22 protein-coding genes are annotated in these 23,986 nt (G+C 39.9%); 16 read left to right on the top strand and 6 right to left on the bottom strand.

Features of this window, described 5'->3' with window-relative positions:
* The first annotated feature begins 37 nt into the window (after positions 1–37).
* The 5 genes from queD to queF are packed head-to-tail and all read left to right on the top strand — an operon-like array spanning position 38 to position 2,887.
* Complete coding sequence (gene queD, locus L870_RS0111220) at positions 38–463, top strand: 6-carboxytetrahydropterin synthase QueD (RefSeq protein WP_028518225.1); 426 nt, start codon at positions 38–40, stop codon at positions 461–463.
* A complete protein-coding gene (gene queE / locus L870_RS0111215) occupies positions 460–1,122 on the top strand; it encodes a putative 7-carboxy-7-deazaguanine synthase QueE (protein WP_028518224.1) in 663 nt (220 codons plus the stop codon). Before queD ends, queE begins: the two co-directional genes overlap by 4 nt.
* The gene (gene folE / locus L870_RS0111210; protein ID WP_028518223.1) at positions 1,122–1,691 is read left to right on the top strand and encodes a GTP cyclohydrolase I; all 570 of its coding nucleotides are present in this window, start codon (positions 1,122–1,124) and stop codon (positions 1,689–1,691) included. The genes queE and folE overlap by 1 nt, the downstream gene beginning before the upstream one ends.
* Positions 1,692–1,701: 10 nt before the next feature.
* Entirely contained in the window at positions 1,702–2,388 is a 687-nt protein-coding gene (gene queC / locus L870_RS0111205; protein WP_028518222.1) for a 7-cyano-7-deazaguanine synthase QueC, read from the top strand.
* Between the two features lies 1 nt (position 2,389).
* Complete coding sequence (queF, locus tag L870_RS0111200) at positions 2,390–2,887, top strand: preQ(1) synthase (protein WP_028518221.1); 498 nt, start codon at positions 2,390–2,392, stop codon at positions 2,885–2,887.
* Positions 2,888–2,928: 41 nt separating this feature from the next.
* Here queF and L870_RS0111195 read toward each other — a convergent pair whose 3' ends face one another.
* The 6 genes from L870_RS0111195 to L870_RS0111170 all read right to left on the bottom strand — a co-directional run bounded on the left by L870_RS0111195 (position 2,929) and on the right by L870_RS0111170 (position 11,452).
* Positions 2,929–4,809 (bottom strand): EAL domain-containing protein, encoded by a 1,881-nt coding sequence (locus tag L870_RS0111195; protein ID WP_028518220.1) that lies wholly within the window; start codon positions 4,807–4,809, stop codon positions 2,929–2,931.
* Positions 4,810–4,984: 175 nt separating this feature from the next.
* A complete protein-coding gene (locus L870_RS18590) occupies positions 4,985–8,023 on the bottom strand; it encodes an EAL domain-containing protein (RefSeq protein ID WP_028518219.1) in 3,039 nt (1,012 codons plus the stop codon).
* 178 nt (positions 8,024–8,201) lie between these two features.
* Positions 8,202–9,074, bottom strand: a complete 873-nt coding sequence (locus L870_RS0111185; protein ID WP_028518218.1) for a sensor histidine kinase — start codon at positions 9,072–9,074, stop codon at positions 8,202–8,204.
* A gap of 18 nt (positions 9,075–9,092) precedes the next feature.
* Complete coding sequence (locus L870_RS0111180) at positions 9,093–9,803, bottom strand: ABC transporter permease (RefSeq protein WP_028518217.1); 711 nt, start codon at positions 9,801–9,803, stop codon at positions 9,093–9,095.
* Positions 9,796–10,710, bottom strand: a complete 915-nt coding sequence (locus L870_RS0111175) for an ATP-binding cassette domain-containing protein (protein ID WP_028518216.1) — start codon at positions 10,708–10,710, stop codon at positions 9,796–9,798. Before L870_RS0111175 ends, L870_RS0111180 begins: the two co-directional genes overlap by 8 nt.
* Before the next feature lie 82 nt (positions 10,711–10,792).
* Positions 10,793–11,452 carry a response regulator transcription factor gene (locus L870_RS0111170; RefSeq protein WP_028518215.1) on the bottom strand — a complete coding sequence of 220 codons (660 nt, stop codon included), beginning with the start codon at positions 11,450–11,452 and terminating at the stop codon, positions 10,793–10,795.
* Between the two features lie 552 nt (positions 11,453–12,004).
* Between L870_RS0111170 and L870_RS0111165 the strand changes: the two genes are divergently transcribed.
* The 11 genes from L870_RS0111165 (at position 12,005) to L870_RS0111120 (ending at position 23,860) form a co-directional block, all read left to right on the top strand.
* Positions 12,005–13,234, top strand: a complete 1,230-nt coding sequence (locus L870_RS0111165; protein ID WP_037272048.1) for a substrate-binding domain-containing protein — start codon at positions 12,005–12,007, stop codon at positions 13,232–13,234.
* A 117-nt stretch (positions 13,235–13,351) separates the two neighbouring features.
* Entirely contained in the window at positions 13,352–14,887 is a 1,536-nt protein-coding gene (gene mmsA, locus L870_RS0111160) for a multiple monosaccharide ABC transporter ATP-binding protein (RefSeq protein ID WP_028518213.1), read from the top strand.
* 18 nt (positions 14,888–14,905) lie between these two features.
* Complete coding sequence (locus L870_RS0111155; RefSeq protein ID WP_028518212.1) at positions 14,906–16,117, top strand: sugar ABC transporter permease; 1,212 nt, start codon at positions 14,906–14,908, stop codon at positions 16,115–16,117.
* Between the two features lie 74 nt (positions 16,118–16,191).
* Positions 16,192–16,527: a hypothetical protein gene (locus tag L870_RS0111150; RefSeq protein WP_028518211.1), complete on the top strand. Its 336-nt coding sequence runs from the start codon at positions 16,192–16,194 to the stop codon at positions 16,525–16,527.
* A gap of 13 nt (positions 16,528–16,540) precedes the next feature.
* Complete coding sequence (locus L870_RS0111145; protein ID WP_028518210.1) at positions 16,541–16,972, top strand: hypothetical protein; 432 nt, start codon at positions 16,541–16,543, stop codon at positions 16,970–16,972.
* Positions 16,973–17,771: 799 nt separating this feature from the next.
* Complete coding sequence (locus L870_RS20065; protein WP_278244612.1) at positions 17,772–17,897, top strand: hypothetical protein; 126 nt, start codon at positions 17,772–17,774, stop codon at positions 17,895–17,897.
* 121 nt (positions 17,898–18,018) lie between these two features.
* The gene (locus L870_RS0111140) at positions 18,019–19,353 is read left to right on the top strand and encodes a radical SAM/SPASM domain-containing protein (RefSeq protein WP_028518209.1); all 1,335 of its coding nucleotides are present in this window, start codon (positions 18,019–18,021) and stop codon (positions 19,351–19,353) included.
* Positions 19,354–19,369: 16 nt separating this feature from the next.
* A complete protein-coding gene (locus tag L870_RS17400; protein WP_162148446.1) occupies positions 19,370–20,122 on the top strand; it encodes an ABC transporter ATP-binding protein in 753 nt (250 codons plus the stop codon).
* Positions 20,122–21,369 (top strand): hypothetical protein, encoded by a 1,248-nt coding sequence (locus tag L870_RS0111130; RefSeq protein ID WP_028518208.1) that lies wholly within the window; start codon positions 20,122–20,124, stop codon positions 21,367–21,369. The genes L870_RS17400 and L870_RS0111130 overlap by 1 nt, the downstream gene beginning before the upstream one ends.
* A gap of 14 nt (positions 21,370–21,383) precedes the next feature.
* Positions 21,384–22,589, top strand: coding sequence for a TldD/PmbA family protein (locus tag L870_RS0111125; protein WP_028518207.1), 1,206 nt, complete (start codon positions 21,384–21,386; stop codon positions 22,587–22,589).
* Positions 22,586–23,860, top strand: a complete 1,275-nt coding sequence (locus tag L870_RS0111120; protein WP_155250194.1) for a metallopeptidase TldD-related protein — start codon at positions 22,586–22,588, stop codon at positions 23,858–23,860. The genes L870_RS0111125 and L870_RS0111120 overlap by 4 nt, the downstream gene beginning before the upstream one ends.
* Positions 23,861–23,986 lie beyond the last annotated feature (126 nt).

The raw sequence follows: 23,986 nt of genomic DNA, 5'->3' as shown, positions 1-23,986 counted from the left end.
CGTAATTACGCGCCGAACATGTCCACGAGGTGATGATATGTACAGACTGAGAACTTCTGCGGAATTTGACAGTGCTCATTTTCTTGCCGGATATAATGGGAAATGTGCCAATATTCACGGCCACCGCTGGAAAATAGAGGTAGTTGTTAAAAGCAGCGAGCTTGCTCCGAGCGGCGAAAAACGCGGTATGGTAGTTGATTTCGGCGATTTAAAAAAAGCAGTGCGCGATCTTGCAAAGAGCTTTGACCATGCACTAATTTACGAAAAAGGTTCGCTGAAGGCTGCGACTCTTGCGGCTCTGAATGACGAGAATTTTCACCTTATTGAAGTGGATTTTCGCCCCACAGCCGAGAATCTGGCTAAGCATTTCTACGGACTCCTCAAAGCTGAGGGGCTTCCGGCAGAGAGCGTTGCTGTATACGAAACACCCGAGAACTGTGCGTGTTATGAGGAGGAAAACTGATGCTTTCTGTAGTTGAAAAATTTATAAGTATTAACGGTGAGGGGGCTCACGCAGGTGAGCTTGCTGCTTTTATCCGTTTCAGAGGCTGTAATCTCTGCTGCTCTTACTGCGATACAAGCTGGGCAAACTGCGAGTCTGCTCCTGCTGAGTATGAGACTCCCGAAGAAATAGCAGAATGGGTAGCCGAAAACGGCATTGTCAATGTTACGCTTACAGGCGGAGAACCGCTTTTGCAAAAGGAATGTATGCCGGTGGCAGAGCTGCTTATAAAGCAGGGCTGCCGGGTTGAAATAGAAACAAACGGCAGTATATACCTTGAAAAATTCGCTGCGGCAGAGCGCCGCCCAATATTTACTATGGACTACAAGCTTCCGTCGAGCGGTATGGAAGAATTTATGTGCAGGGATAATTTCAGACTCCTCGGCGAGCATGATACTGTGAAATTCGTATCGGGAAGTATGGAAGACCTTGAAAGGGCTGCGGAGATAATAGAGGATTACGGACTTGTGGGACGCTGCCATGTGTATATCAGCCCGGTTTTCGGTGAGATAGACCCTGCGGATATAGTCACATTTATGGAGGAGCATAAAATGAACGGTGTAAGGCTTCAGCTCCAGCTGCATAAGTTTATCTGGGAACCTTCAAGGAGGGGAGTATAATGGACAGAGAAGCAATAGAATATCATGTTCTCGGAATACTCAAAGCTATAGGGGAGGATCCTGAGCGTGAGGGACTTAAAGAAACTCCTGCCCGTGTTGCACGTATGCTTGAGGAGGTCCTTGAGGGAACTGCCTATACAAATCATCAGATAGCAGAAATGTTCGGAAAGACCTTTGAAGCTGATTACAATGCCGATATGGACAGTGCTGTTGTTATGAAGGATATAACTGTTTTCAGTTACTGTGAGCATCATATCGCTCTCATGTATGATATGAGCGTGAATGTTGCGTATGTTCCCCATGGTAAAGTCCTCGGACTCAGCAAGATAGCACGTATCTGCGATATGGCTGCCAAGCGTCTGCAATTGCAGGAAAGACTGGGCAGGGATATTGCCGAGATAATATCTGAGGCAGCAGGTACTCCCGATGTGGGAGTAATGATACGCGGAAGCCACAGCTGCATGACTGCAAGAGGTATCCGAAATCCTAATGCCAAAACAGTAACCGGTACTTTTATGGGAGCATTCCGCGACAGTGCGGAGCTTAAAGAGCTTGTAAAATTCGACTGAGGAGGATATTATGAAAGCTTTGGTCTTATTCAGCGGCGGCGTTGACAGCACGACCTGTCTCGCTATCGCAGTTGATAAATACGGTGCCGATAATGTGCTGGCGCTTTCTCTTTATTACGGTCAGAAGCACAGCCGCGAGCTTGAAGCTGCTCGTAAGATAGCTTCTCATTACGGCGTAAAGCATAAGGAGCTTGACCTTGCGCTTATCTTTGCGGACAGCGACTGTACGCTGCTTAAAGGTTCAAGCGGAGATATCCCTAAGGAGAGCTATGCCAAGCAGCTCGAAAAGACTGACGGCAAGCCTGTTTCCACCTATGTTCCGTTCAGAAACGGACTTTTCCTCGCATCTGCGGCAAGTATCGCTCTTTCAAACGGCTGTACGGAGATATACTACGGCGCTCACAGTGATGATGCGGCAGGCAATGCCTATCCTGATTGCAGCAGCGATTTCAACGACGCTATAAACCGCGCTATTTACCTCGGAAGCGGCTGCGAGCTGAAAGTTGTCGCTCCGTTTATCGGCATAAATAAGGCACAGGTAGTGGCTAAGGGACTGAAACTCGGTGTACCCTATGAGCTTACATGGAGCTGCTATGAGGGCGGCGACAAGCCGTGCGGAGTATGCGGCACCTGTCGTGATAGGATAGCTGCATTTGAGGCAAACGGTGTACATGACCCTGCAATGAAAGGAGAATAATATGAGCGGAAGAAGCGAGAACGAAAAGGGAAGCATAACTCTTCTCGGAAACAATAATACAAAATATTCCTCGGACTACGACCCTTCCGTGCTTGAGACATTCCCCAATAAGCACCCCGATAACGATTATTTCGTAAAGTTCAACTGCCCTGAGTTCACGAGCCTTTGTCCTATTACAGGACAGCCTGATTTTGCGGCAATATATATTTCTTACATTCCCGATAAGGTAATGGTGGAGAGCAAGTCGCTGAAGCTGTATCTTTTCAGCTTCCGCAATCACGGAGACTTCCATGAGGACTGCGTAAATATAATCATGAAGGACCTCATAAAGCTTATGTCTCCGAAATATATCGAGGTATGGGGAAAATTCCTGCCCCGCGGCGGTATTTCCATAGACCCGTACTGCAATTACGGCAAGCCGGGTACAAAATGGGAGGAGCTTGCGTGGGACAGACTCTCTCATCACGATCTTTATCCAGAGAGCATCAATAACAGATAATACACAAACAGCCGTCCATTGGTCATATGGACGGCTGTTCGCTATATTTTGGAGGTGGAGGAATTGTTTCGGCGGATGAAATCGAGAAAATCATCGACAGGCAGCGGCTTTGAGAAGTAATAGCCCTGTATATAGTCTATTCCCAGATCGGAAAGCTGCTTGAGCTGATGCTGTTCCTCGACTCCTTCGGCAACGATATGCATACCCATGCGCTTTATCATTTCCGTTACCGATTCAAGCATTATTTTTGCCTTTTCGTTTGAAAAATATGAACGTATCATAGTACGGTCGAATTTGATTATGTCAACAGGCATATTTACGACATAATTCAGATTGGATTCTCCTGTGCCGAAATCATCAAGCGAGAAGGTACAGCCGAATTTGCGGAGATACTCCATATTATCAAGGAGCACATCATTCTGTTTTATTGCGCCCGATTCGGTAATCTCAAGGTTGAGTTTATCGGCATTGATGTCGTATTTATGCATTATTTTCAGGAACTTATGAGCAAGTTCGGGATTTTCACATTGTACTACCGAAAGATTTACCTCGATATATTGCAGTCCTATAGCTGAAATGTCATTGCTGTGTATCAGCCTGCAAACAAGCTCGAAAACTCTTTCTCCTAACTGTTCTATCTGTCCTGAACTCTCTGCGATAGGAATGAAACGGTTTGGCATTATAATATTGCCGTCTTTGCCTCGCAGACGCACAAGAGCTTCTGCGGATACAAAGCTCTGCTCCTGAACGGAGTATATAGGCTGAAGGAATATCTCGAACCTGTCCTCACTCAGTGCTGATTTGATCTCGTTCTGCATTGTACGGTATTCTTCCATATTATTTATAGCATCGTTATCGAAAACAAAGCATTCCTCGTGATTGTCGCTTACGATGTTTGAATAATAGCGATATGCTGAAAAAAATTCAGATTCGTTCTTGAACAGCTTTAATGAGGGGACAGAAATGAAATGCGGATTTATAAACTGATTATCCGACCAACCTGCTTCAAATCTTTTCTTTATTTGTACCAGTTCCTGATCCAGTCCGCCGTCATCGGGAACAGCGATAACAAGGTCATTGGCTATTCCTCGGAATACCTTGTCGCTGATAGATTTCTTCAGATAGTTCGATACTTCAAGCAGCAGATCTTCCGAGAGAGAAGTTTTTTCCGTACTTTCATTTGTGATAATGATCAGCGAGTAATTCTTCTTGTTATTGTCGAAAAGCTGTTTTAAGTATTCATAAAGCATCTGGATACGATATATTCCCAGATTTCGGTCTATACCTGAGTCGGGATTTTCCATTTTTGCAAAAAGAATTGTCACGCCCAGTGCCATTGAGAAGCTTACAAGAAGTATCTGGCGGTTGAACAGCTGTATCATAGCTCCCGTAGTTTCAAGCAGCATCCATAGCATAGCGGCGTGGCTGCGGTATGGATTCATCAGCTTGTTGAAAAACAGTATCATCAGTATCGAGCCAATTATGTATATAGGTGCAACTATGAACGTGTACGTTACGGCAGGTCCGTAGCTGTATATTTCGCCGGGTACATTATTGCAGTGTATGGGAAGTGCAAACGGTATTATACTTAATATGAATGTAAATATAAAGAAATAACGCCGCAGTTTCTTTTTGTGCCGCAGCTTTACAATATCATAGCATACATAATTAAATGACAGGAAACTTGTCCATATTACCAGAAACAGGTATATTCTGCAATATATTGCGGCTTGTGATTCGGGAGCATATAATATAGCGTCTATTGAGCATATATCTGCCATTACGCATAGAGTAGTCACAACAACGAGCTGGCGGTATATCCACATACTTTCAAGAATAACGCTCTGCCTTTTGAAAGAATAGTAGCATATAAGCAGCAAAAAGATCAAAGCACAGAATTGTATTTGAATACTTTGATTCATCATATCACCCCCACATATAGCAAAAACATTTGCTATATATGTATATTATATCACAAATACACTATTATTTTTGTTTGTTTATAATAATATTTTGTTAACGTTGTGTTATATAGTATTTATGATTAAATAAAAGCAGCATAAACGCCGTTTTAACAACGTTTATGCTGCTTAGGGATCATTCTTCGTGTTCTGTATTCATTTCAAGAAGCTTTTCAAGCTCTACAGGGCGTGAATAATAATATCCCTGCAAGCTGTGAACGTGATAATTCAGAAGTATATGCCGCATGCCCGCGGTCTCTATTCCTTCAACACAGACTTTTGCACCGTATGTAGAGGATACCTCTGCAAATGTCTTTATAAATGTGCGTTCCTTCATATCTTCTTCTATCTTCATAACGAAGCTTCTGTCGATCTTTATGACATCGAACGGCAGCTCTTTTACAATTTCCATAGATGAGAAGCCTGTTCCGAAATCATCAAGTGCTATCCTTATACCCCGTCCTCTCAGATTTACGATAATGTTTTTCAGCATATCCATATTGAGAAGTCTGCATCTTTCCGTGATCTCAAGGCATAGATGCTCGGGAGGAAAGTCTGTATCCTCAAGGGTATTGAATACCATATCAAGGAAGTTTGTCTTTTCAAGCTGAGTATATGAAAGGTTGACGTTTATTACAAAGTCGGGATACTTTTTCATAAGCTCCTTTGCGCCGAGTATAGCTGTTTTCAGTATCCACTGACCGAGCTTGAAGAAAAGAGGGTCCTTTTCGAGAATAGGAATGAAATGATTCGGCGGTACTATACCGTATTCGTCATTCTTCCATCTCAGAAGTGCTTCCGCGCCGATTATCTGTTCCGTTTCAGCGTCTACAACGGGCTGATACAGCAGATAGAATCCCTGATAATTCTGCATTATGGAAGCTCTTATTACATGGAGCTTTTCTATCCTGTGCTTGTTTTCATCGTTGAGATCGTTGTAGAATTCGACAAGATCGCCCTGTCTGCGGATCTTTGATTCGCCGTATGCGAAGTTCAGGCAGGCATATACCGTCTGTACGTCTATAAGGAAGTTATCGACAGTTATCAGACCTGCGTTAAGATCAAGGATAATGAACTTGTCATCAACGAAAAAGCCCTGTCTGAAATGTGCGCGGAGCTTATCATACCGCTCCTTCATCTCGTCAACTTCTCTTGACGTTGTGAGAACTGCAAATTTTGTACCGTCAAGCCGGTAGATAGTTTCCGATTTATCCACGTTTTCAAACATATATCTTCCGAATTTCTGAAGCACCATATTTCCGAAGTGATAGCCGTATATCTCATTGATCTCGGAAAACTTTCCTATACCTACCATGCATATGCGCATCTGAATGTTTTTGACCATATTTGATTCGATGTCTTCAAAGAAACCGTACTGATTTCTCAGACCTGTAAGAGGGTCGATCTGTCCGTGAATACCGTGGTTTCGGATAGAGCCGCAGAAGAATTCGGGAATCTCGTTTGGGTCTCTGATAACTACTCCTCGGCAGGTGCAAAGAACATATTCTCCGTTGAGTTTTTTTGCTCTGTACTGCATATCATGTCCGATAGCGGTTCCCGAAAAGATATTTGAGATACCTGCATGATAGATCTCAACATCTTCGGAGTGGATATGCTTTTCCCAGATACTGCCTGCGCCAAGCATATATTCAGACGGCAGACCAAAGCATTTTACAGCTTCTTTTGACCAGCGTGAATAATCGTGCTTCATGTCGCATACATAGACATATGTTCCGTCAGCCACTACATCAAAGGCATCAAAAAGCGCATCGAGCTTCTTTTTCCTTTCAAGCGGTATCGGAGCCTCGAGGCTGTCAGGACCGTGCATATGTCTGCGGACATTGCCGTCCTTCAGCCATTTTTTATTTTCGTACATCATAGTATCGGCACGCTCGAAAACATCGGTAAAATGACTGTCGTGATTCTGATCGTAAACTGCCATGCCGCTTGCTACAATGGGACCGTCCTTTTTCTTCTGATTTTCGATGACCTGATTTTGCAGCTGTTCAATAAGTGAGCTGCGGTTTTCGTAGTCAGAGCTTTTGAGAAATACGACAAATTCGTCGCCGCCTACTCTGAAAACAGGGCTGTGAGTAAATATATCGCAGATAAGCTTGCATGAAGCTTTGATATACTCGTCGCCTTCCTTATGACCATAGCGATCGTTTATATGTTTAAGATCGTTGATGTCGCATACAACTATGGCAAATGGCAGATAGTCAAGACCATTGTCGATATTGCTCTGTACAGTCTTTTCAAGCTCATAGAAAGCATTCTTGTTCTTTATTCCTGTAAGCTCATCGCGCCGTGCTATTTCATTGGCTATTTTCAGAGCTTCCAGCTGTTCCTGTTCTTTTTTGAGCTGTTCTTCGATATTCTCGATACCGATTATAAAGTGAGAGTGATCGCTTGACCACATAGCTGTGAGCCTTGTGTGTATAGGCTCACCGTTTGATACTATACGGGATTCGATAATATACTGTTTTTTATCCTGAAGCTCGTTCTTGAGATTTTCTTGTGTCAGTGTCCTGATAATATTTTTCTGGTCAAGGCGGTAGAAATTATTGCTAATCATTACCGTCATGGACTCAAAGAAATTACTGCCTTCATTTGTGACGCATATAGTTCCTGTTTTCTTGTCAAATGAAAGCTCCGAAAAACTGCCTGTTTCCGAGTCTATATATAAAAGCACATCATAATAGGCAGCAAGTGATTCGGATATGCGCGAATATAACTCACGTTCGTTTTCTGCCTGACGCAGTCTTTCGCGTTCACGCACTCTCTCGTCTATATTTATGACGCCAAGAATAAAATAATCCTCATCATCGCTTACACCGCGTATGAGTCTGAGGGTATGATATACAGGCTTGTCGTCTATCATAAGACGGTATTCTATGCTTTGCATAGTATCCGCCTTTATATCAGACAGGAGCTTTTCCTTTTGGAAGCCTTCCGTGAAGATATGCTTGTCCTCTTCATAAACTACTTTATCCGCATCACGTATTATATTTTTAAAGAAATCCTTGCCGCCCTGTTCTATATGCAGAGAATGGAACTCGGGATCTACAGAATACCACTGATACTCATTGGTCACGGCATTGACATAGTAAACGCTCGAATAGTCCACAAGGAGAGCTTCAGCTATTTTATTGAATATCTTATCATTGCTGAACATACAAATCCCCCCTGAAATTGTATATTTAGTTAAATAAAATCAAATATATTAAATATTATTGTATCATATCTCCTATATTATAACATTTTTATCATATATAGTCAATGATAATGTGTGAATAATTTATAAATTGTGCATTCAATAAAATGCCCTCACGGCATTGCTGCGAGGGCTGAGGTCATATTGTTATTGTGAATATAAGCTTTCCGTTTTGGTAGGATGCTGTTATGCTTCCGCCAATTTCGTTTAACAGGTAACGTGCGATATGGAGTCCGAGACCTGTTGAGCCTCTTGCTGTCTCAACAGTGTAAAAACGGTCGAAAAGCTGTTCTGCCTGTATGGGAGTTATTTCATCGGCAGTATTTGAAAATGTTATAATACCTGTGTCGTCAAGGTGTATTTCAAGGTCACCCTTGCTGTATTTGACGGCATTGTGGAGTATATTCGAGAATACACGTGACATAGACTCCTTATTGACACGGCGTATTATTTTCTCATCGGTAATATCAATCACAGGAGTAATATTATTTTGTGTCAGTACAGGATAGAAGCTGCTGATGCTCTCTGCAAGGAGCTGATTTATATAGACATCTTCAAGCTCGGGGACTTCGTCCTTTGATACTATCATGGAGTAGCAGAAAAGCTCTTCTGTGAGCTTCTGAATTGCTTCTGTGCGCTCTGAGATTATATCCATATATCGGTGCAGCTTCTGTGTATCATCTGTCTTTTTTGCTATATCAAGGTATCCGCGTATAGTTGTAAGGGGAGTGCGCAGGTCGTGAGATATGTTTGTGATCGAGTTTTTCAGCTCGTTGTTGCCGTTGATGTATGACAGCTGCTCATTACGGAGTATGGCAAGTTGAGTATTTATGCTGTCGGCAAGCTGTTTTATGTCCTTGTCGCTGCTGGAAACACAAACAGGGGTGTTGGTATCTTTTTTCAGTCTGTCAGCAAACTGCTCGTATATTTCCCGTGCTGACTTTTTCAGCATATATATCTTTGCGATGAGAAGTATAATAACAACTGGGGCGCATAACAGACATAATACCATTTTTTTCCTCCTGTTTTGTTATTTGAGATCTGCCCTGCGGAATATTGCCATTCCGCCAAGTATAAATACTATGGTTATCAATACTGAATAGAGTATGTGGACAGCCGGCTCTTTGTCGGGCATCATAAGAACTGCAAGCTGACTGAGCGGGATTATATCATTGACTATTTCCAGCCACTTCGATTCTCCGAATTCCTGTGATAAAACAGAGAATATCATTGTCGGATACATAAGGATCAGAGTCAGTACTCCGCCAGCATTGCTTTTTACAGTCATTGCTACAAATGTGGTTATGGCTGATGTAGCGATATGTGCGAACAGATATACTGTAACATTTTTGGTAAAGGCAGATATATCAAGAGTCTTTGTACCTATGAAACAAATATTGCATATCACCGATGTTATGATGTAAATTATCACTGGCAGGCAGAATATAAGTATGTCTGTTATTTGGTTGGCGAGGTAGATATCGTTCCTTTTGTGACCTACGGTAAGCTTGTTGCGTATGGTATTGTTTGTGTAATCACGGCTTATGAAGAGGCCGCCTATTGCTGACAGCAGCATTATCATCATTATTCCCATTTCAAACATATCGAACCATGTAAGATTATCGTTTAGCTTTCCCAAAACAGGATAGATAATACCGAGAACAACACTCATTACCATACAGCATTTGACATCAAATCTGTATTTCATCAGGCTAAAATTTACTTTCAGGAGGTTATTCATTGCTGCCACCTCCTACAAGTGATATAAAGAAGCTTTCAAGGCTTTCGTCATGCTCGGATACATAGAGTATCTCGCATTTTTCCTCCCAGAGTTTGAAAGCAAGCTTGGTTATATTCGGAGAAGCAAAGACATCGGCTGACTCGTTGTCGATTATCTTATATTCTATTCCCATTCCGTCAAGAATCCTTGCGAGGACAGAAGTATCGGTGACTTTCATGCGCACACACTTGCGGCATTCGTTTTCAAGCTCCTCTGCACTCATTTCGCGGACAATATGACCGTCGTTGATGAAGCCGTAGTGAGTAGCTATCTTTGAAAGCTCATCAAGGATATGGCTGGATATGAGTATGGTTATGTTTTTTTCGCGGTTCAGCTTCAGTATTAGCTCACGCACCTCGATTATTCCCTGTGGGTCAAGACCGTTTATAGGCTCATCAAGTACAAGGAAGTCGGGGCTTCCGCAGAGTGCAACGGCTATTCCGAGACGCTGACGCATACCCAGTGAAAAGTCCTTTGCCTTTTTCTTTCCTGTATCTTTAAGCCCTACAAGCTCAAGAAGAGCGTCTGTATTTTTTTTACTTGGGATCCCCATTATCTCATGCTGTATCTCAAGATTTTGTTTTGCTGTAAGATATGGGTAAATAGATGGAGTCTCTACAACTGCACCCATTCTTTTTCTTGTGTCGGAAATGGCGCTGTCTGTATTTTTTACTCCGTAAAGCTCGAATGTGCCGTCAGTCGGCGGCTGAAGTCCGCATACCGTGCGTATGAGCGTAGTTTTTCCTGCGCCGTTTCTGCCAACAAATCCGTATATAGAACCCTTTGGCACGTTCATGGTAAGTCCGTCAAGTGCTTTGAAGTCCTTGTACTTTTTTGTTATGGCATTGGTTTTTAGTACATAGTCCATATAAGAACCTCCTTTTTTCTTTCTGAGACCATTATAGCATCAAATGGTTAAGAAAACGGTTAAGGAATGAGTTAAGATATGGTTAACATTTCAGCATGAAGCCTATGCCCCATACTGCGGATATGTAATCTGTGTCCGATACGGCTTTTAGTTTCCTGCGGAGGTTATGAACGTGTATTTTAAGTGAGTCCTCGGTGCAGTCGGGAGTATCATTGCTTATTCTATCAAGTATGGTAAGCTTTGCGACAACCTGTCCTTCGTTCTGCATGAGATGCTTCAGGATAGCGTATTCGGTTCTGGTGAGCTTTATATCCTTGCCTGCAAAGCTGACATTGTGAGAATCTGTATCGAGCTGCAATTCGCCGCATTTTATCACGCCATCGGATAAACTGCGGCTTTTGCGGAGCTGTACGGTTATTCTTGCAAGAAGCTCGTTAATATCAAAGGGCTTGGTCATATAGTCGGCAGCACCGCTGAGGAGCAGTCCGACTTTATCTGAAGTGGCTGTTTTTGCACTAACCACTATCACAGGGATATCCTTTATGCTTTTTATCAGTTCTTCGCCGCTGAGTCCCGGGAGCATAAGGTCGAGAAGTATCAGATCGGGCTTTCTGACGGAAAGCAGCATAAGTGCTTCTGTTCCCGAATATGCCTTGGATACAGTATATCCCTCGCCCAGCAGAACTTCGCATAGCATATCGCTTATATGAGTATCATCGTCAATTATCATTATTTCTGCCATTGTGTTGTCCGCCTTTTATCATTTCACTTTTTCCTGCACCTTATTTTGCTTATTAAGGCGAAGTGAGTACACATTTATTATAACATCTGCTGCTGACTATTTCAAGTAGCTGTAAGACATGGGTATATTGCATAAATGAAAAAGATGATCTCGTGAGATATTCAAAAGTAAATTCTTATTTATATGGTAAGGTATTTTGTGCATGGATAGATTTTTAAGTAAATAAAAAAATTATAAAATAGTTGTCCGTTTGTGAAGAGATGCTACGTTTATACTATATAGAAAGACAAAATACACATAATGGATTACCATTTGTATAAAACGCGCGATTTTTATATAACTGTAACACAAAAGAATGAATCGTTGAAGGGCTGATTGTCATTATGCATATAAAATGTGGAGCGATGTTATTCAATCCGCCAAAATGCTGATATAACAATTGACACTTTAACGAAAAGAGAGTAAAATATTTTATGACGGTTATCGTTATAATTTAAAGTAAGGCAACAATTTTTTAACAAGTATTTTTTTACAATTAAGGAGGAATCTTCAATGAAAATGAAAAAGTTTCTTGCAGCTGTAAGCTCACTGGTGATGTTAGGCGCATTCACTGCCTGCGGAAGCAGCTCATCCGACGACAGCAGCACTAACAGCAACAACAGTAACAACGCAGATACTACAACAAAGGCAGCTGATGCTGCAACCGAAAGCGATGCTGGCAATGAAAACACAAGTTCAGGCGGCAAGACAGTCGGCATAGCAATGCCTACAAAGTCTCTTGAGCGTTGGAACCGTGACGGTGAGTACCTCAAGTCACAGTTTGAAGAAGCAGGTTATAATGTTGAGCTGAAGTATTCTGATAATGATACAAACCAGCAGAACAACGATATCCAGAGCATGATCGCTGATAAGGTAGACCTTCTCCTTATCGCTGCTATCGACGGAAGCACACTTTCTCAGACACTTGCTGATGCTAAGGATGCAGGTATCTCAGTTATCGCTTACGACCGTCTTATCATGAATACAGACGCAGTTTCATACTACGTTTCATTTGATAACTACACAGTTGGTAAGCTTCAGGGCGAGTACGTTGTTGATGCACTTGATCTGAAGAACAGCGACGGTCCTTTCAATATCGAATTCACAGCAGGCGATCCTGCTGATAATAACGCAGGCTTCTTCTTCAACGGTGCATACGACGCTGTTAAGGAGTACATCGACGCAGGCAAGCTCAAGATCCCGTCGGGCAAGAAGAAGTTTGAGCAGGTAGCTACAGATTCATGGTCTACAGATAAGGCTCTTGAGAATATGCAGAATACTCTCGCTTCATACTATTCAGACGGCACACAGCTTGATGTTGCTCTCTGTTCAAATGACTCAACAGCTCTTGGTGTAGCTCAGGCTATCTCTACTGACTATAATGGCGGTAATTCACCTATCGTTACAGGTCAGGACGGCGATATCGCTAACCTCAAGAATATCGTTGACGGAAAGCAGTCAATGACTGTATATAAGAACGTAAGCGATGAGGCTGGTGTTACTCTCGAAGTATCAAAGGCTATCCTTTCAGGTCAGACACCTGATGCAAGCCTTGTAGACTCACTTTCTGCTGAGGCATCATATGATACAGAGTCATATGACAACGGCGTAAAGAAGGTTCCTTCATATCTCCTCGTTCCTTATGTAATTACTAAGGATAATCTGGACGTTCTTGTAGACACAGGTCTCTACAAGTGGGACAGCAGTAACAAGTATCTTGAGTCAACAGCTTCTACGACCTGATAAACGAATAATGTAATAATATCTTAGGGGGCGGGCTGTGCCCGTCCCTTTTTATAAACTTTCGGGTCGGATGCGAACGGTAAATAGCCGTTTCCGCAGTATAAAGGAGGGATATACTTGGCAGAATTTATACTTGAAATGAAAAAAATCACAAAGGAGTTTCCGGGTGTAAAAGCGCTGGATAATGTTAATCTTCAGGTCAGACCTGGAGAGATACACGCTCTTGTCGGTGAGAACGGTGCAGGTAAATCCACGCTTATGAACGTTCTCAGCGGTACATATCCCTATGGTACATATTCAGGAGATATCGTCTATAACGGCGAGGAATGCCAGTTCAAAACACTGCATGACAGTGAGGAAAAGGGCATTGTTATCATACATCAGGAGCTTGCTCTTATTCCTGAGCTTTCTATAGGCGAGAATATGTTTCTGGGAAATGAGCGCAAGGGACGCTTTGGCATCGACTGGGACAGGACTTATCATGAGGCAGGAGAGCATATGCGTCAGGTAGGTCTGAAGGAAGAGGCTACTACTCTTATAAAGGATATAGGTACAGGTAAACAGCAGCTTGTTGAGATAGCAAAGGCTCTCAGCAAGAACGTTAAGCTGCTCATACTTGACGAGCCTACTTCATCACTTAATGAAGAAGATTCAAAAATGCTTCTTGATCTTTTGTTAGGCTTCAAGAAAGAGGGCATGACTTCTATTATTATTTCCCATAAGCTCAATGAGATCTCTTATGTTGCAGATAAGATAACCGTACTTCGTGACGGTTCTACTATCGAAACTATCGACAATGCAGACCATAATATCGACGAAGCGCGTATTATCCGCGGAATGGTAGGACGTGAGCTCAGCGACCGCTATCCTTCACGCGAGCATAATGTAAGCGATAAGGTCGGTCTTGAGGTAAGCGGCTGGACTGTACATCATCCGATATATACCGAGAAGAAGGTCGTTGACAACGTATCATTCAATGTCCGCCGCGGCGAGATCGTTGGATTTTCGGGATTGCAGGGTGCAGGACGTACTGAGCTTGCAATGTCTATTTTCGGAAGATCATACGGCACGGGCGTTAGCGGTAAACTGAAGATCGACGGCAAGGAAACGGAGCTGAAAAGTGTTCGCAGCGCTATTGAAGCAGGTCTTGCATATGTTACTGAGGACAGAAAGGGCAATGGTCTGATCCTTTCCGAGAGCATTGCGAAGAATACCACCATGTCACGCCTTGAGAAGGTGTGCAGCAAGGGTATCATAAACTTCGACAAGGAAAATGCAGTTGCAAATGACTATAAGGAAAAGCTTAAAACCAAAACTCCTTCTGTACAGCAGGCAGTAGGAAACCTTTCAGGCGGAAATCAGCAGAAGGTGCTGCTGGCAAAATGGATGTTTGCAGATCCTGAGGTGCTTATCCTTGATGAGCCTACAAGAGGTATCGACGTTGGTGCGAAGTATGAGATATACTGCATCATGAACGATCTCGTTGCACAGGGCAAATCTGTTGTAATGATATCTTCGGAAATGCCTGAGCTGCTTGGAATGTGTGATCGTATATACGTTATGAACGAGGGCAAGATGGTTGCAGAGATGCCTGCTTCTGAGGCAACGCAGGAAAAGATCATGTCTGCTATCCTCCAGTCCGATAAAAAATGATGATCAAAGGAGTGTAACATGAACGTTAAAACCTTCATAAAGAAATACACCATGGTCATAGCCTTGGTCGTGGTATTTATATTCTTTGCTATATGGACAGATCAGAAGCTTCTGCTTGCGCAGAACCTTTCAAATCTTCTTATTCAGAATTCATACGTACTTGTGCTTGCCTGCGGTATGCTTATGTGTATCCTCACAGGCGGTAACATCGACCTTTCAGTAGGTTCAACGGTTTGTCTCATCGGCGCAGTAGCTGCACAGATGCTGACAAAGCATAACATGAATCCTATTGCCGTTATATGCCTCTGTCTCTTGTTTTCCGTTCTCATCGGAATGTGGCAGGGCTTCTGGATCGGATATATACATATCCCTCCGTTTATCTGTACTCTTGCAGGAATGTTCCTGTTCAGAGGCTTCGGACGTGCGATACTTGAATCAAAGACTATCGCTATCACTCAGTCAGAGGGCAGCGTAGGTAAAAAGTTCCTTGATATTTTTGCTTCGTATATTGATGTTCCGGGGCTTGATCATTCATGGACCATCAAGGCTGAAGACAGAACTGTTGAGGTAAAATTATCAGCATTTATCTTAGGTATCGTTATAGCTGTTGCTCTTATCGCTATTACTATCCTTAACCGTGCAAAGAAGGCTAAGAAGGGCTATAAGCAGGAGCCTGCTATATCACAGTTTGGAAAGATACTCGTTATTGATGCTCTTGTACTTGCTTACACATGGAAGCTTGCTCTTTATAAGGGTATCCCTGTAATGGCTATATGGGTACTTGCGGTTGTATGTATCTATGCTTTCATCACTTCAAAGACTGCCTTCGGACGCTATTTCTATGCAGTCGGCGGAAACGAAAAGGCTACAAAGCTTTCAGGTATCAACACCAACAAGGTCTACTTTATGGCATATACATCTATGTCATTGCTGGCAGGTCTTTCAGGTCTCCTCGTTGCAGCACGTGTTGGTTCTGTAAACGGTGATACAGGTAACTCATTCGAGATGGACGCTATCGGTTCATGCTTCATCGGCGGTGCTTCTGCATATGGCGGAAGCGGTACAGTCGGCGGAGTTATGGTCGGTGCTATACTCCTCGGTGTAATCAATCAGGGTATGTCTATCAAGGGCCTTGACAACAACTGGCAGTATGTCGTAAAGGGCGGCGTTCTTCTTATCGCTGTTATCTTTGACGTTGTTTCAAACAAAAAGACAGGCAAGGCAGGTTAATGACAATAATACGGCTCGGAGCAGTCATGGGGAGCTCCGGGCCGTAATCTGCATTAATGTGAAAGGAAATAATTATGAACGAAGTAAAATTTGACATGGGAAAGCGTTCAAGGGCTTATAAGTCCTGCGGACTGAGAATGATAGTAGCCTTATATATATGTTACCTTGCTTTCAAGATATCATCGGCTGAGGATACTTCCATGAGCAAGACACTGTGCTGGATAATAGGCGGTGTTTTTATGGTAGCTTCTGTAGCGTTTATTATCTATTCGAGAAAACGTTTCCTTGTTGATCTTGATGCAGCAAAGATCAAAGATGATAATACAGCTGATGATGAAACTGTCGAGGCAGAAGCAGCTGAAGAAGAGGATAGTACAGAGAGTGATGCATCTGAAAGTGAAACTGTCTGAAAGGGGGGGTTCTATGGGGCTTGCTGAGATGAAGAAGATTTATGGCGAGTATATCGCTCAGGTAAAAAAGCTTGAAAGCGAAAAGAAGATAGGCGTCGGATTGTTTGGTATGGGAAAGAAGATATCTGACGATCCCTGTCACGAAGCTTTCGCTGACAGGCTGAAGGAAGAACTGAAAAGCTTCGGTGACATGGCTCCGTCTTCAGCTGAGGTGCGTGAGGTACTCGGATATATATATCATGCACAAGCAGAGATGAACGAATCGCTGAGTACATACTGGATGATGAACGCCGTTCACGGACTTACTTTAGACCTGATAAGAAAGCTTGATCCTGACGATGCTCAGTCTCTTATTCAGCTTTATAATGATGATGTCCCGAAAAGAAGGCGTTTTCCTGTACAGAAGCAGGTGTTTTCAGTATTGAAAAAAGCCGCCCAAAAATGAAGTCTCCGTAAAGGAGACTTTTTTCATGTAAACTCGATCATTACAAGTAAAAGCGCTTATGGTGCAATTTATAAAGACAGTGTTTTTTCGTCGCGCTATGATAGGCGGGCTTCTTTTATATCATTATACTGACTTATGCCGTGCGTATTCTGTCCGTTTTTTTTGAAGCAAAAAAATTCATGAACATTCCGGGGCAGGGAAAATCAGTTATTTCAATTTGACATAGTTTATTGTTTGATTCTTGGGAAGTTAATAATTTTGTCTTACTTTAATAGATTTATAAGCGAACAGCAATTATTACTTGACATTTTTTATTGTTAATGATAAAATATAAATAATGAAAATTATTTTGCTTAGTATGCGATTTTAGTTAATCATTACTAATATATTTATTATCGACTAAACGCTAAATTTAAAACAATCTCAAGACGCTTATAGTTATTTTGTAATACATTAGGCCGTTAAAGATTAGTTTGTTTAAAATAAAATTCATTTTTGCTTAGTGTTACATCAGTATAAAATGTGTCATTTTAAATCTGACGATTTTATATTGAAGTATTCATTATTTCCATGTATCAAAAGGGAAATTTATTTTACTATTATGACTACATAGTTACCCTTTTGAATATATTTATCCCTTTATAATTTCTTGAGCTTTTCAAGATAAACTGTAATTATATTTCAATTATTTAAAGAAATGTTATACTTTAGTCTTACTAAACCCCATAGCATCATTTAATAAATTTGATTTGAATTATATTCAGAAAGGGAAATTTTAAGGAAAGGAAATTATAGAATCATGATGGAACCAAAGTTTGAGACAACTGAGATCGCTGGATGCATCGGTTGTCAGGCATTAGTTGCAACTACAATTTCAATGGCTTACTATCCATGTGGCGCAACAATCGTTGGCGTTATCGCATAATTTTAAGTAAGTCGATATAAACATATAATAATGGGGTAGCAAGTTTGTAGTCTATTAATGAAAAAGCGATTTCTGATCATTAATACTTGTTGCCCCTTTATTATTTTTTAGGAGGAAAAAAATGTATCCAGTATTAAAAAGAAAGTATAATTTACTCAAGCAGTATGGAAGTTCTGTGATATATCCGTTGATTGCCGATGAAGAAGCACTTTTAGCTTCAAATGAATATAAATATGAAAAAATCAACAAAACCGCATGTGAAATACTTGAATTATGTGACGGTACTAATTCTGTGGACAGTATTGCAGATATTCTTTCAAAAAGATATAATGAGCAATATGAAAAAGCAAGGTCTTTAGTTTCTGGTTTTGTAAACGAAGGCATTAAAAAGGATTATCTCTATGTTTCGGATAAATATGAAGCCGTGGAAATAAACGTGACAGGCAACTACGAAACTATTTTTCCGTTTAATGTTCAGTTTGAGATTACTAAAGCCTGTCCTTTGAAGTGTGCACACTGTTTTAATAATTCCGGTGAAGTCAGATGTAAGGAACTTACAACAGATGAGATCGGGATAGTAATGGATAAACTTCAGGATATGGGCGTAAAGAAAGTAATGCTTACAGGCGGTGAAGTATCTACAAGACGTGATTTCATTAAAGTAGTTGAAATGGCATCAGAAAGATTCTTGGGTGTATCTATAGCTACAAACGGCTATTTTATTGATGATGAAAGAGCAAAGGAACTGGCAAGGTTCAAGAGAAACATTGTTGTACAGGTCAGCATTGATGGTGCTCAGGAAAATCATAATACGATACGTGGAGTGAATGACTCATTTCAGAAAGCTACAGCAGCGATAAAATCAATGGCAGAAAATGGTATATTCGTCATTGTTGCTTCAACGTTCAATGAATTGAACTTTGAAGATATGGAAGAAATAACTAAGCTTGCAAAAGAGTTAGGTGCAAAGCAAATCAGCTACGCTATGACTTGTGATATAGGAAGAGCAAAGGAGAACGAAAATGTTATCGGATGTCTTGATCCTAAGCTGATAATTCAGAAAGGAAAAGAATTACACGATAAGTATTCTGACGGTACTTTCTTTGTAAATAATGATGAGGTTGATGATGAGGTAAGAATCAACAAGGTAAAATCTTGCGGACGTGGCTGTTCTCAGATATGTGTAAGAGAAAACGGTGATGTTGCACCATGTCTTCAGTTTAATCTTAGCTACGGAAACCTTAAGGATCAGAGCGTAAATGATATATTTGATTACAAACGCATTACGCCTATTATTAATTTCAAAGAGCCGGATATATCTACCTGTAAGGACTGTGAGGAAGCAAGAAGCTGCGGAGGCTGTGTTGCATTGGCATGGGATATACCCGAAAGCATCTGTAAATGGAAAAGAGAGAATCCTGAGGTCGTTAGAGCCTTTAATAATCTGAAAGTATAATATGGAGACTGTTAAAGTGAAATCTATTCTTGAATTTGATAACGTATCAAAAAGTTTTGATAACTACGGTGTGTTGAATTCACTTTCTTTTACTATACCTGAAAATAAAATAGTCGGTTTAGTAGGTGCAAATGGTGCGGGAAAAACAACGAGCATACGCCATATGATAAGATATCTGACACCTGACAGCGGGAAAATATTATACAAGGGAAATGATATCTACAGCATAAATGATGCTGATTTCCCAATATCTTTTATTCCCGATGTGCCTATATACTATGAAGAGCTGTCTGTTATGGAACATCTTGCTTTCGTCAGTGCTATGTATAATACACAGTCGAAAGTAAAGAGCCTTATTGACAGACTTGAAATGGGCAAGCATCTTGACAAGGTTCCATACCAGCTTTCAAAAGGTACAAGGCAGAAGCTCTCGATCATGTGTGCATCTCTCAGACAATATGAACTGCTTATAGCAGATGAACCTTTTTCAGGTCTTGATCCTCAACAGATAAGCAATCTGAAGGATATATTCAAAGAAAACAAAGATGAAGGAAAAACAGTGTTACTATCGACTCATCTTCTTGATATGGTACAAAGTCTTTGTGATTATTATATTCTTATTGATAATGGAGTTCTTATGGCTCAGGGAACATTAGATGAATTGACAGCCAATAGCCGATGGTCTACCATTGAAGAATTGTACCTTTATCTCAGAAACAAAAATAATGATCAGACTTCTCCTGATGAGTCGGAGAATCAGGAGGAATAATGTTCAGATTTCTGTTTGTTGAGCAGTTAAGAGGATGGAAGGCACTTATAAAGAATTCTTATCTTATAATAATCGGTATAATAATATCATTTGTTATAGTTGTGTCATTTGTTGGAAATAAACTTCTTAGCATAAGGACAGCGGTCAATGACCATTTTGTATTTGTATATGCTGCATTAATTTTCCTAAGCCTTCTGAATATATTCTTTAAGGATAGCCCCGGTGTTACAATAAAGCCGGCACTGTTTCATTACATGTTTAACTCCGTTGAATTCAAAAAAGTCAAGCGGTATATGGTTTTTAAAGCTCTTTTGAAAGATATTATCATAGCCATGATAATAGGCTTTTTATTTGGGGGCTTTTCTATCTGTACCTTAAAAAAGATAGCATTTTTTATAGTATTTTTTGTATCCTGTTCAGCAATAAAATGGCTTCAGTATAATCGTTTTGATATTATAAAGAGCATTTTATTGTTTACTGCGGCGAGTACAGTTCTATATTTATCGGAAAGTATTGTATTACTGCCTGTAGGAATGATTTTGTGCTGTTTCATCTGTTATCTTGCGATAAAGATAAAGCCTGACTGGGGAAAATACAATGATAGTATAATATTATCCGAAAGGATAGATGCAGCCGGTCGTCACATGAGGCTCGCTGAAATGACTCAGATAAGCACTGAAAAAGCTGCTAAAGGAAAAAATTATTTTAAGCTCACCTCGCTCAGTATGAATAAAAAGAATGCTGTAATATGCAAAGCAAGTATCGGCTCATTACGTGCGTTTAAAAAGTTAGTACTGTTCTGGGGAATAATGGCGGCAGTTAGTATTCTGATTGTCAAAGTACCGTATATAACCGAAAACATTTTTTACGGTCATAAAAACATTTCTTTTTTGATTTCGGCGTATATTTTAAGCGGATTATATATTGGTGTTATCAGATCAATTAATGACCAGTTCAGAAGTTTTGTGGATAAGCATAAAAACGGCTTTTTTGTTCCGTATTCCCATAAAAAAATAATGACGGATTATTTAAAGGTGTGTATTGCTTTAATGACTGTCATATCTGTTATAATAGGTGCAGTATTGTCTTTAGGTGTTGTAAAGATACTGCTTTCGGCTGTTCTCGTTGATGCAGCATCACTATTACTTTTTTACATTATGGAGAATAAAAAAATAAGTAAATGCCGTAATATCATCGTAATTGTCATGAACTTTATAGTTGCTTTCTTTTTGTATAAACTATTTTGAAATGAGGAATAAACATGGTCAAAGAAGAAAGAAAAAAAGTTACGGTTATTAATCTTGTTAATGGTCAGAAAAACATTACAAGTTTTTTTGAAGATGGAACTGTCAGAAGGTGTATCAATAACAATGATGTGGAATACTATGCAGATAACAGCATAGACAGCAGTATTTTTACTATGGATGCTGATGATTATATCGATGACATTCAATGGCATGATATTGATGCACTTATTAAGGAACACAGTTTAGGTACGGTACTGTGTACTTCAGTTGTAATAAGAAGTGAAAGACGTATGCTTCATGTGACAGCAGACGATAATATCACAAAGGATGATACTTTATATACAATAATCGAACTGACACTATCTTTCGGAAATCTTTATTCACCTATTACTTCTAAGAGAAATCTTTATGTAAACGGTAAATTAAACAGGAAGAATATACTTGATACATTAAATAAAGAGCTTTTTAAAATAGAAAAACAATATTCAGAACATACTTCATCAGAGCTTATATCAGTTGATCCTGAAGAATATGAAATAATACTGCCTGCCGGAATCGGCGGTATATTTGTTCATGAAGCAATTGGTCATTGCCTTGAAGGTGATCTGTTTTTTGAAAAGGATAATGTTCTTAATAAAAAGCTTGGAAAGCGAATAACTTTAAACGATATTTCAATCTCTGACAGATGCAGCAGAGAAGATATGATTTATTATAATATTTCAGATGATGGCATTATTCCTGAAAATGTTGATCTGATAAAGAACGGATTTCTTGAAGGAATAATGACAAATTCTATGATTTCAGAATATTATAAAATTAAAGATACCGGAAATGGCAGGGCAATGGATTGCTTCAATATCCCAATTCCAAGAATGAGAAATACATATTTGCATAATGGCAGTGAGTCATGTGAGAGTATATTGAGAAATACTAAAAAAGGCATCATCGCTGCTGATATAATCGGTGGAAATGTAATTACTGCAAATGGTGATTTTGTTTTCAATGTTAATCATGGTCTTATTGTTGAAAACGGCAGCATTATCGGTGTGACAAAACCATTTCTGTTTTCAAGCAATATTGCCGATGCTCTTAATCAGATAAATGCCATTGGAAACGACCTTGAATTTTACCCTTCCAAATGCGCCAAACAAGGTCAGCTTATAGATGTATCCTTTGGTATGCCTACTGTAAAAATCGCAAAGAGAGGTATATGTTTATGATAAATATTTATAATGAATTATACCTGAACAAAAATTTGATGAAAGGATATCCGGATTCAGAAGTTTTTTCATCAATATACAGTACATCGGTTAATGAATACACAAATTCAGGGACAGTAAAATATAATTCACTTATAAGAGGTACTTCATTGCGCATTTTCAACCCCAAAAATCATACCGGAAAAATGCTTCTTCAAAACGGAGCTGTTTCTTCAGGATTCCGTAGTAATGATACTCAGACTATAGAGGTACCTTTTGCATATTTGCCGAAAATAAAAATAACTTCTTCTGATACAGAATTTCCGGATTTATTCAAAGAAAATCATGAAGATCTCTTTTTGAAACTAAGCAGGATTGCTTTAGAACATGGTATCAGACTAAAAAAATTGTCATCAAATCAATTTGTATCCTTATATAAGCTTGCTAATTCTTACGGTGTAGAAGGACATGGCTACAAGCTTTTGAATTGTGCGAATATATCATTAACAGACAAAAACGATTCATTTAAAGAATACTCAAAAATATTCATCAATAGCACTTTTTATGATACAGTAATAAATATGTTTTCTGAAATATCAACAGAGATTAATGATACAGAAATTAATATCAATGTTGATGAATTGCTTATTTCGTGCCATGCTGTCTCTGAAGTAATATATCTTTTACTTATGTTTCTTAATGAGCAATCACCTTTGGCCGGAAATTGTTTTATTTCTCAAAACAAAGATAAGATTGATGAAATATTCAATTTAAGTCCTTTGATTAATATTGTAGAGCATTCAAATGAAAACAAAATATCAGGCGGAAACATTGACGGAGAAGGTTCAGTGACAAAGCCTGTATATATTGTAAAGAACGGAAAACTTAAGCAATTAATATCATGTTATAGTCATAACGCTGATATAAATAATACTGCCTCATCATATCGTATGGAGTATCGTTCATTGCCACAGTGTAAACCAATTAATATCGGAATGTCAAATGGCGAAAGAACAGTCAGAGAAATAATAAATGAAAAAGAAACTATTGCAGTTATAAGTACTTTTCAAGGTATGTATGAAAGTATTAATCCAGTGACACTTGAATTTAGTTCCGTTGCAAGATTAAAAATATATAAATATGGAAGATATATCGGTAATAAAGTGATTACGTTAAAAACAGATTTGCTGAAATTACTTTCAAGCATTACAGAGATCGCAAAAGATACTGAATATATCGGTGATGGAAGTATTTTAGTCCCTGCAATGGTATGTGATCTGAAAAGAATATAGAAAAGTCTGCTCCATGAAGTTTGCAATTTCATATCATTGAATAAACTATACAATTCAGCCCTTTTCTGTTTGTTGATATTGACGAAAATATTTTTAGGCCGCACAATAACCTTTTTTTATGTGTGT

The sequence above is a fragment of the Ruminococcus flavefaciens ATCC 19208 genome, assembly GCF_000518765.1.
GTDB classification, from domain to species: domain Bacteria; phylum Bacillota; class Clostridia; order Oscillospirales; family Ruminococcaceae; genus Ruminococcus; species Ruminococcus flavefaciens.
Note: the sequence above shows the minus strand (reverse complement) of the source record. Positions and strands in the feature narration are given on the sequence as shown.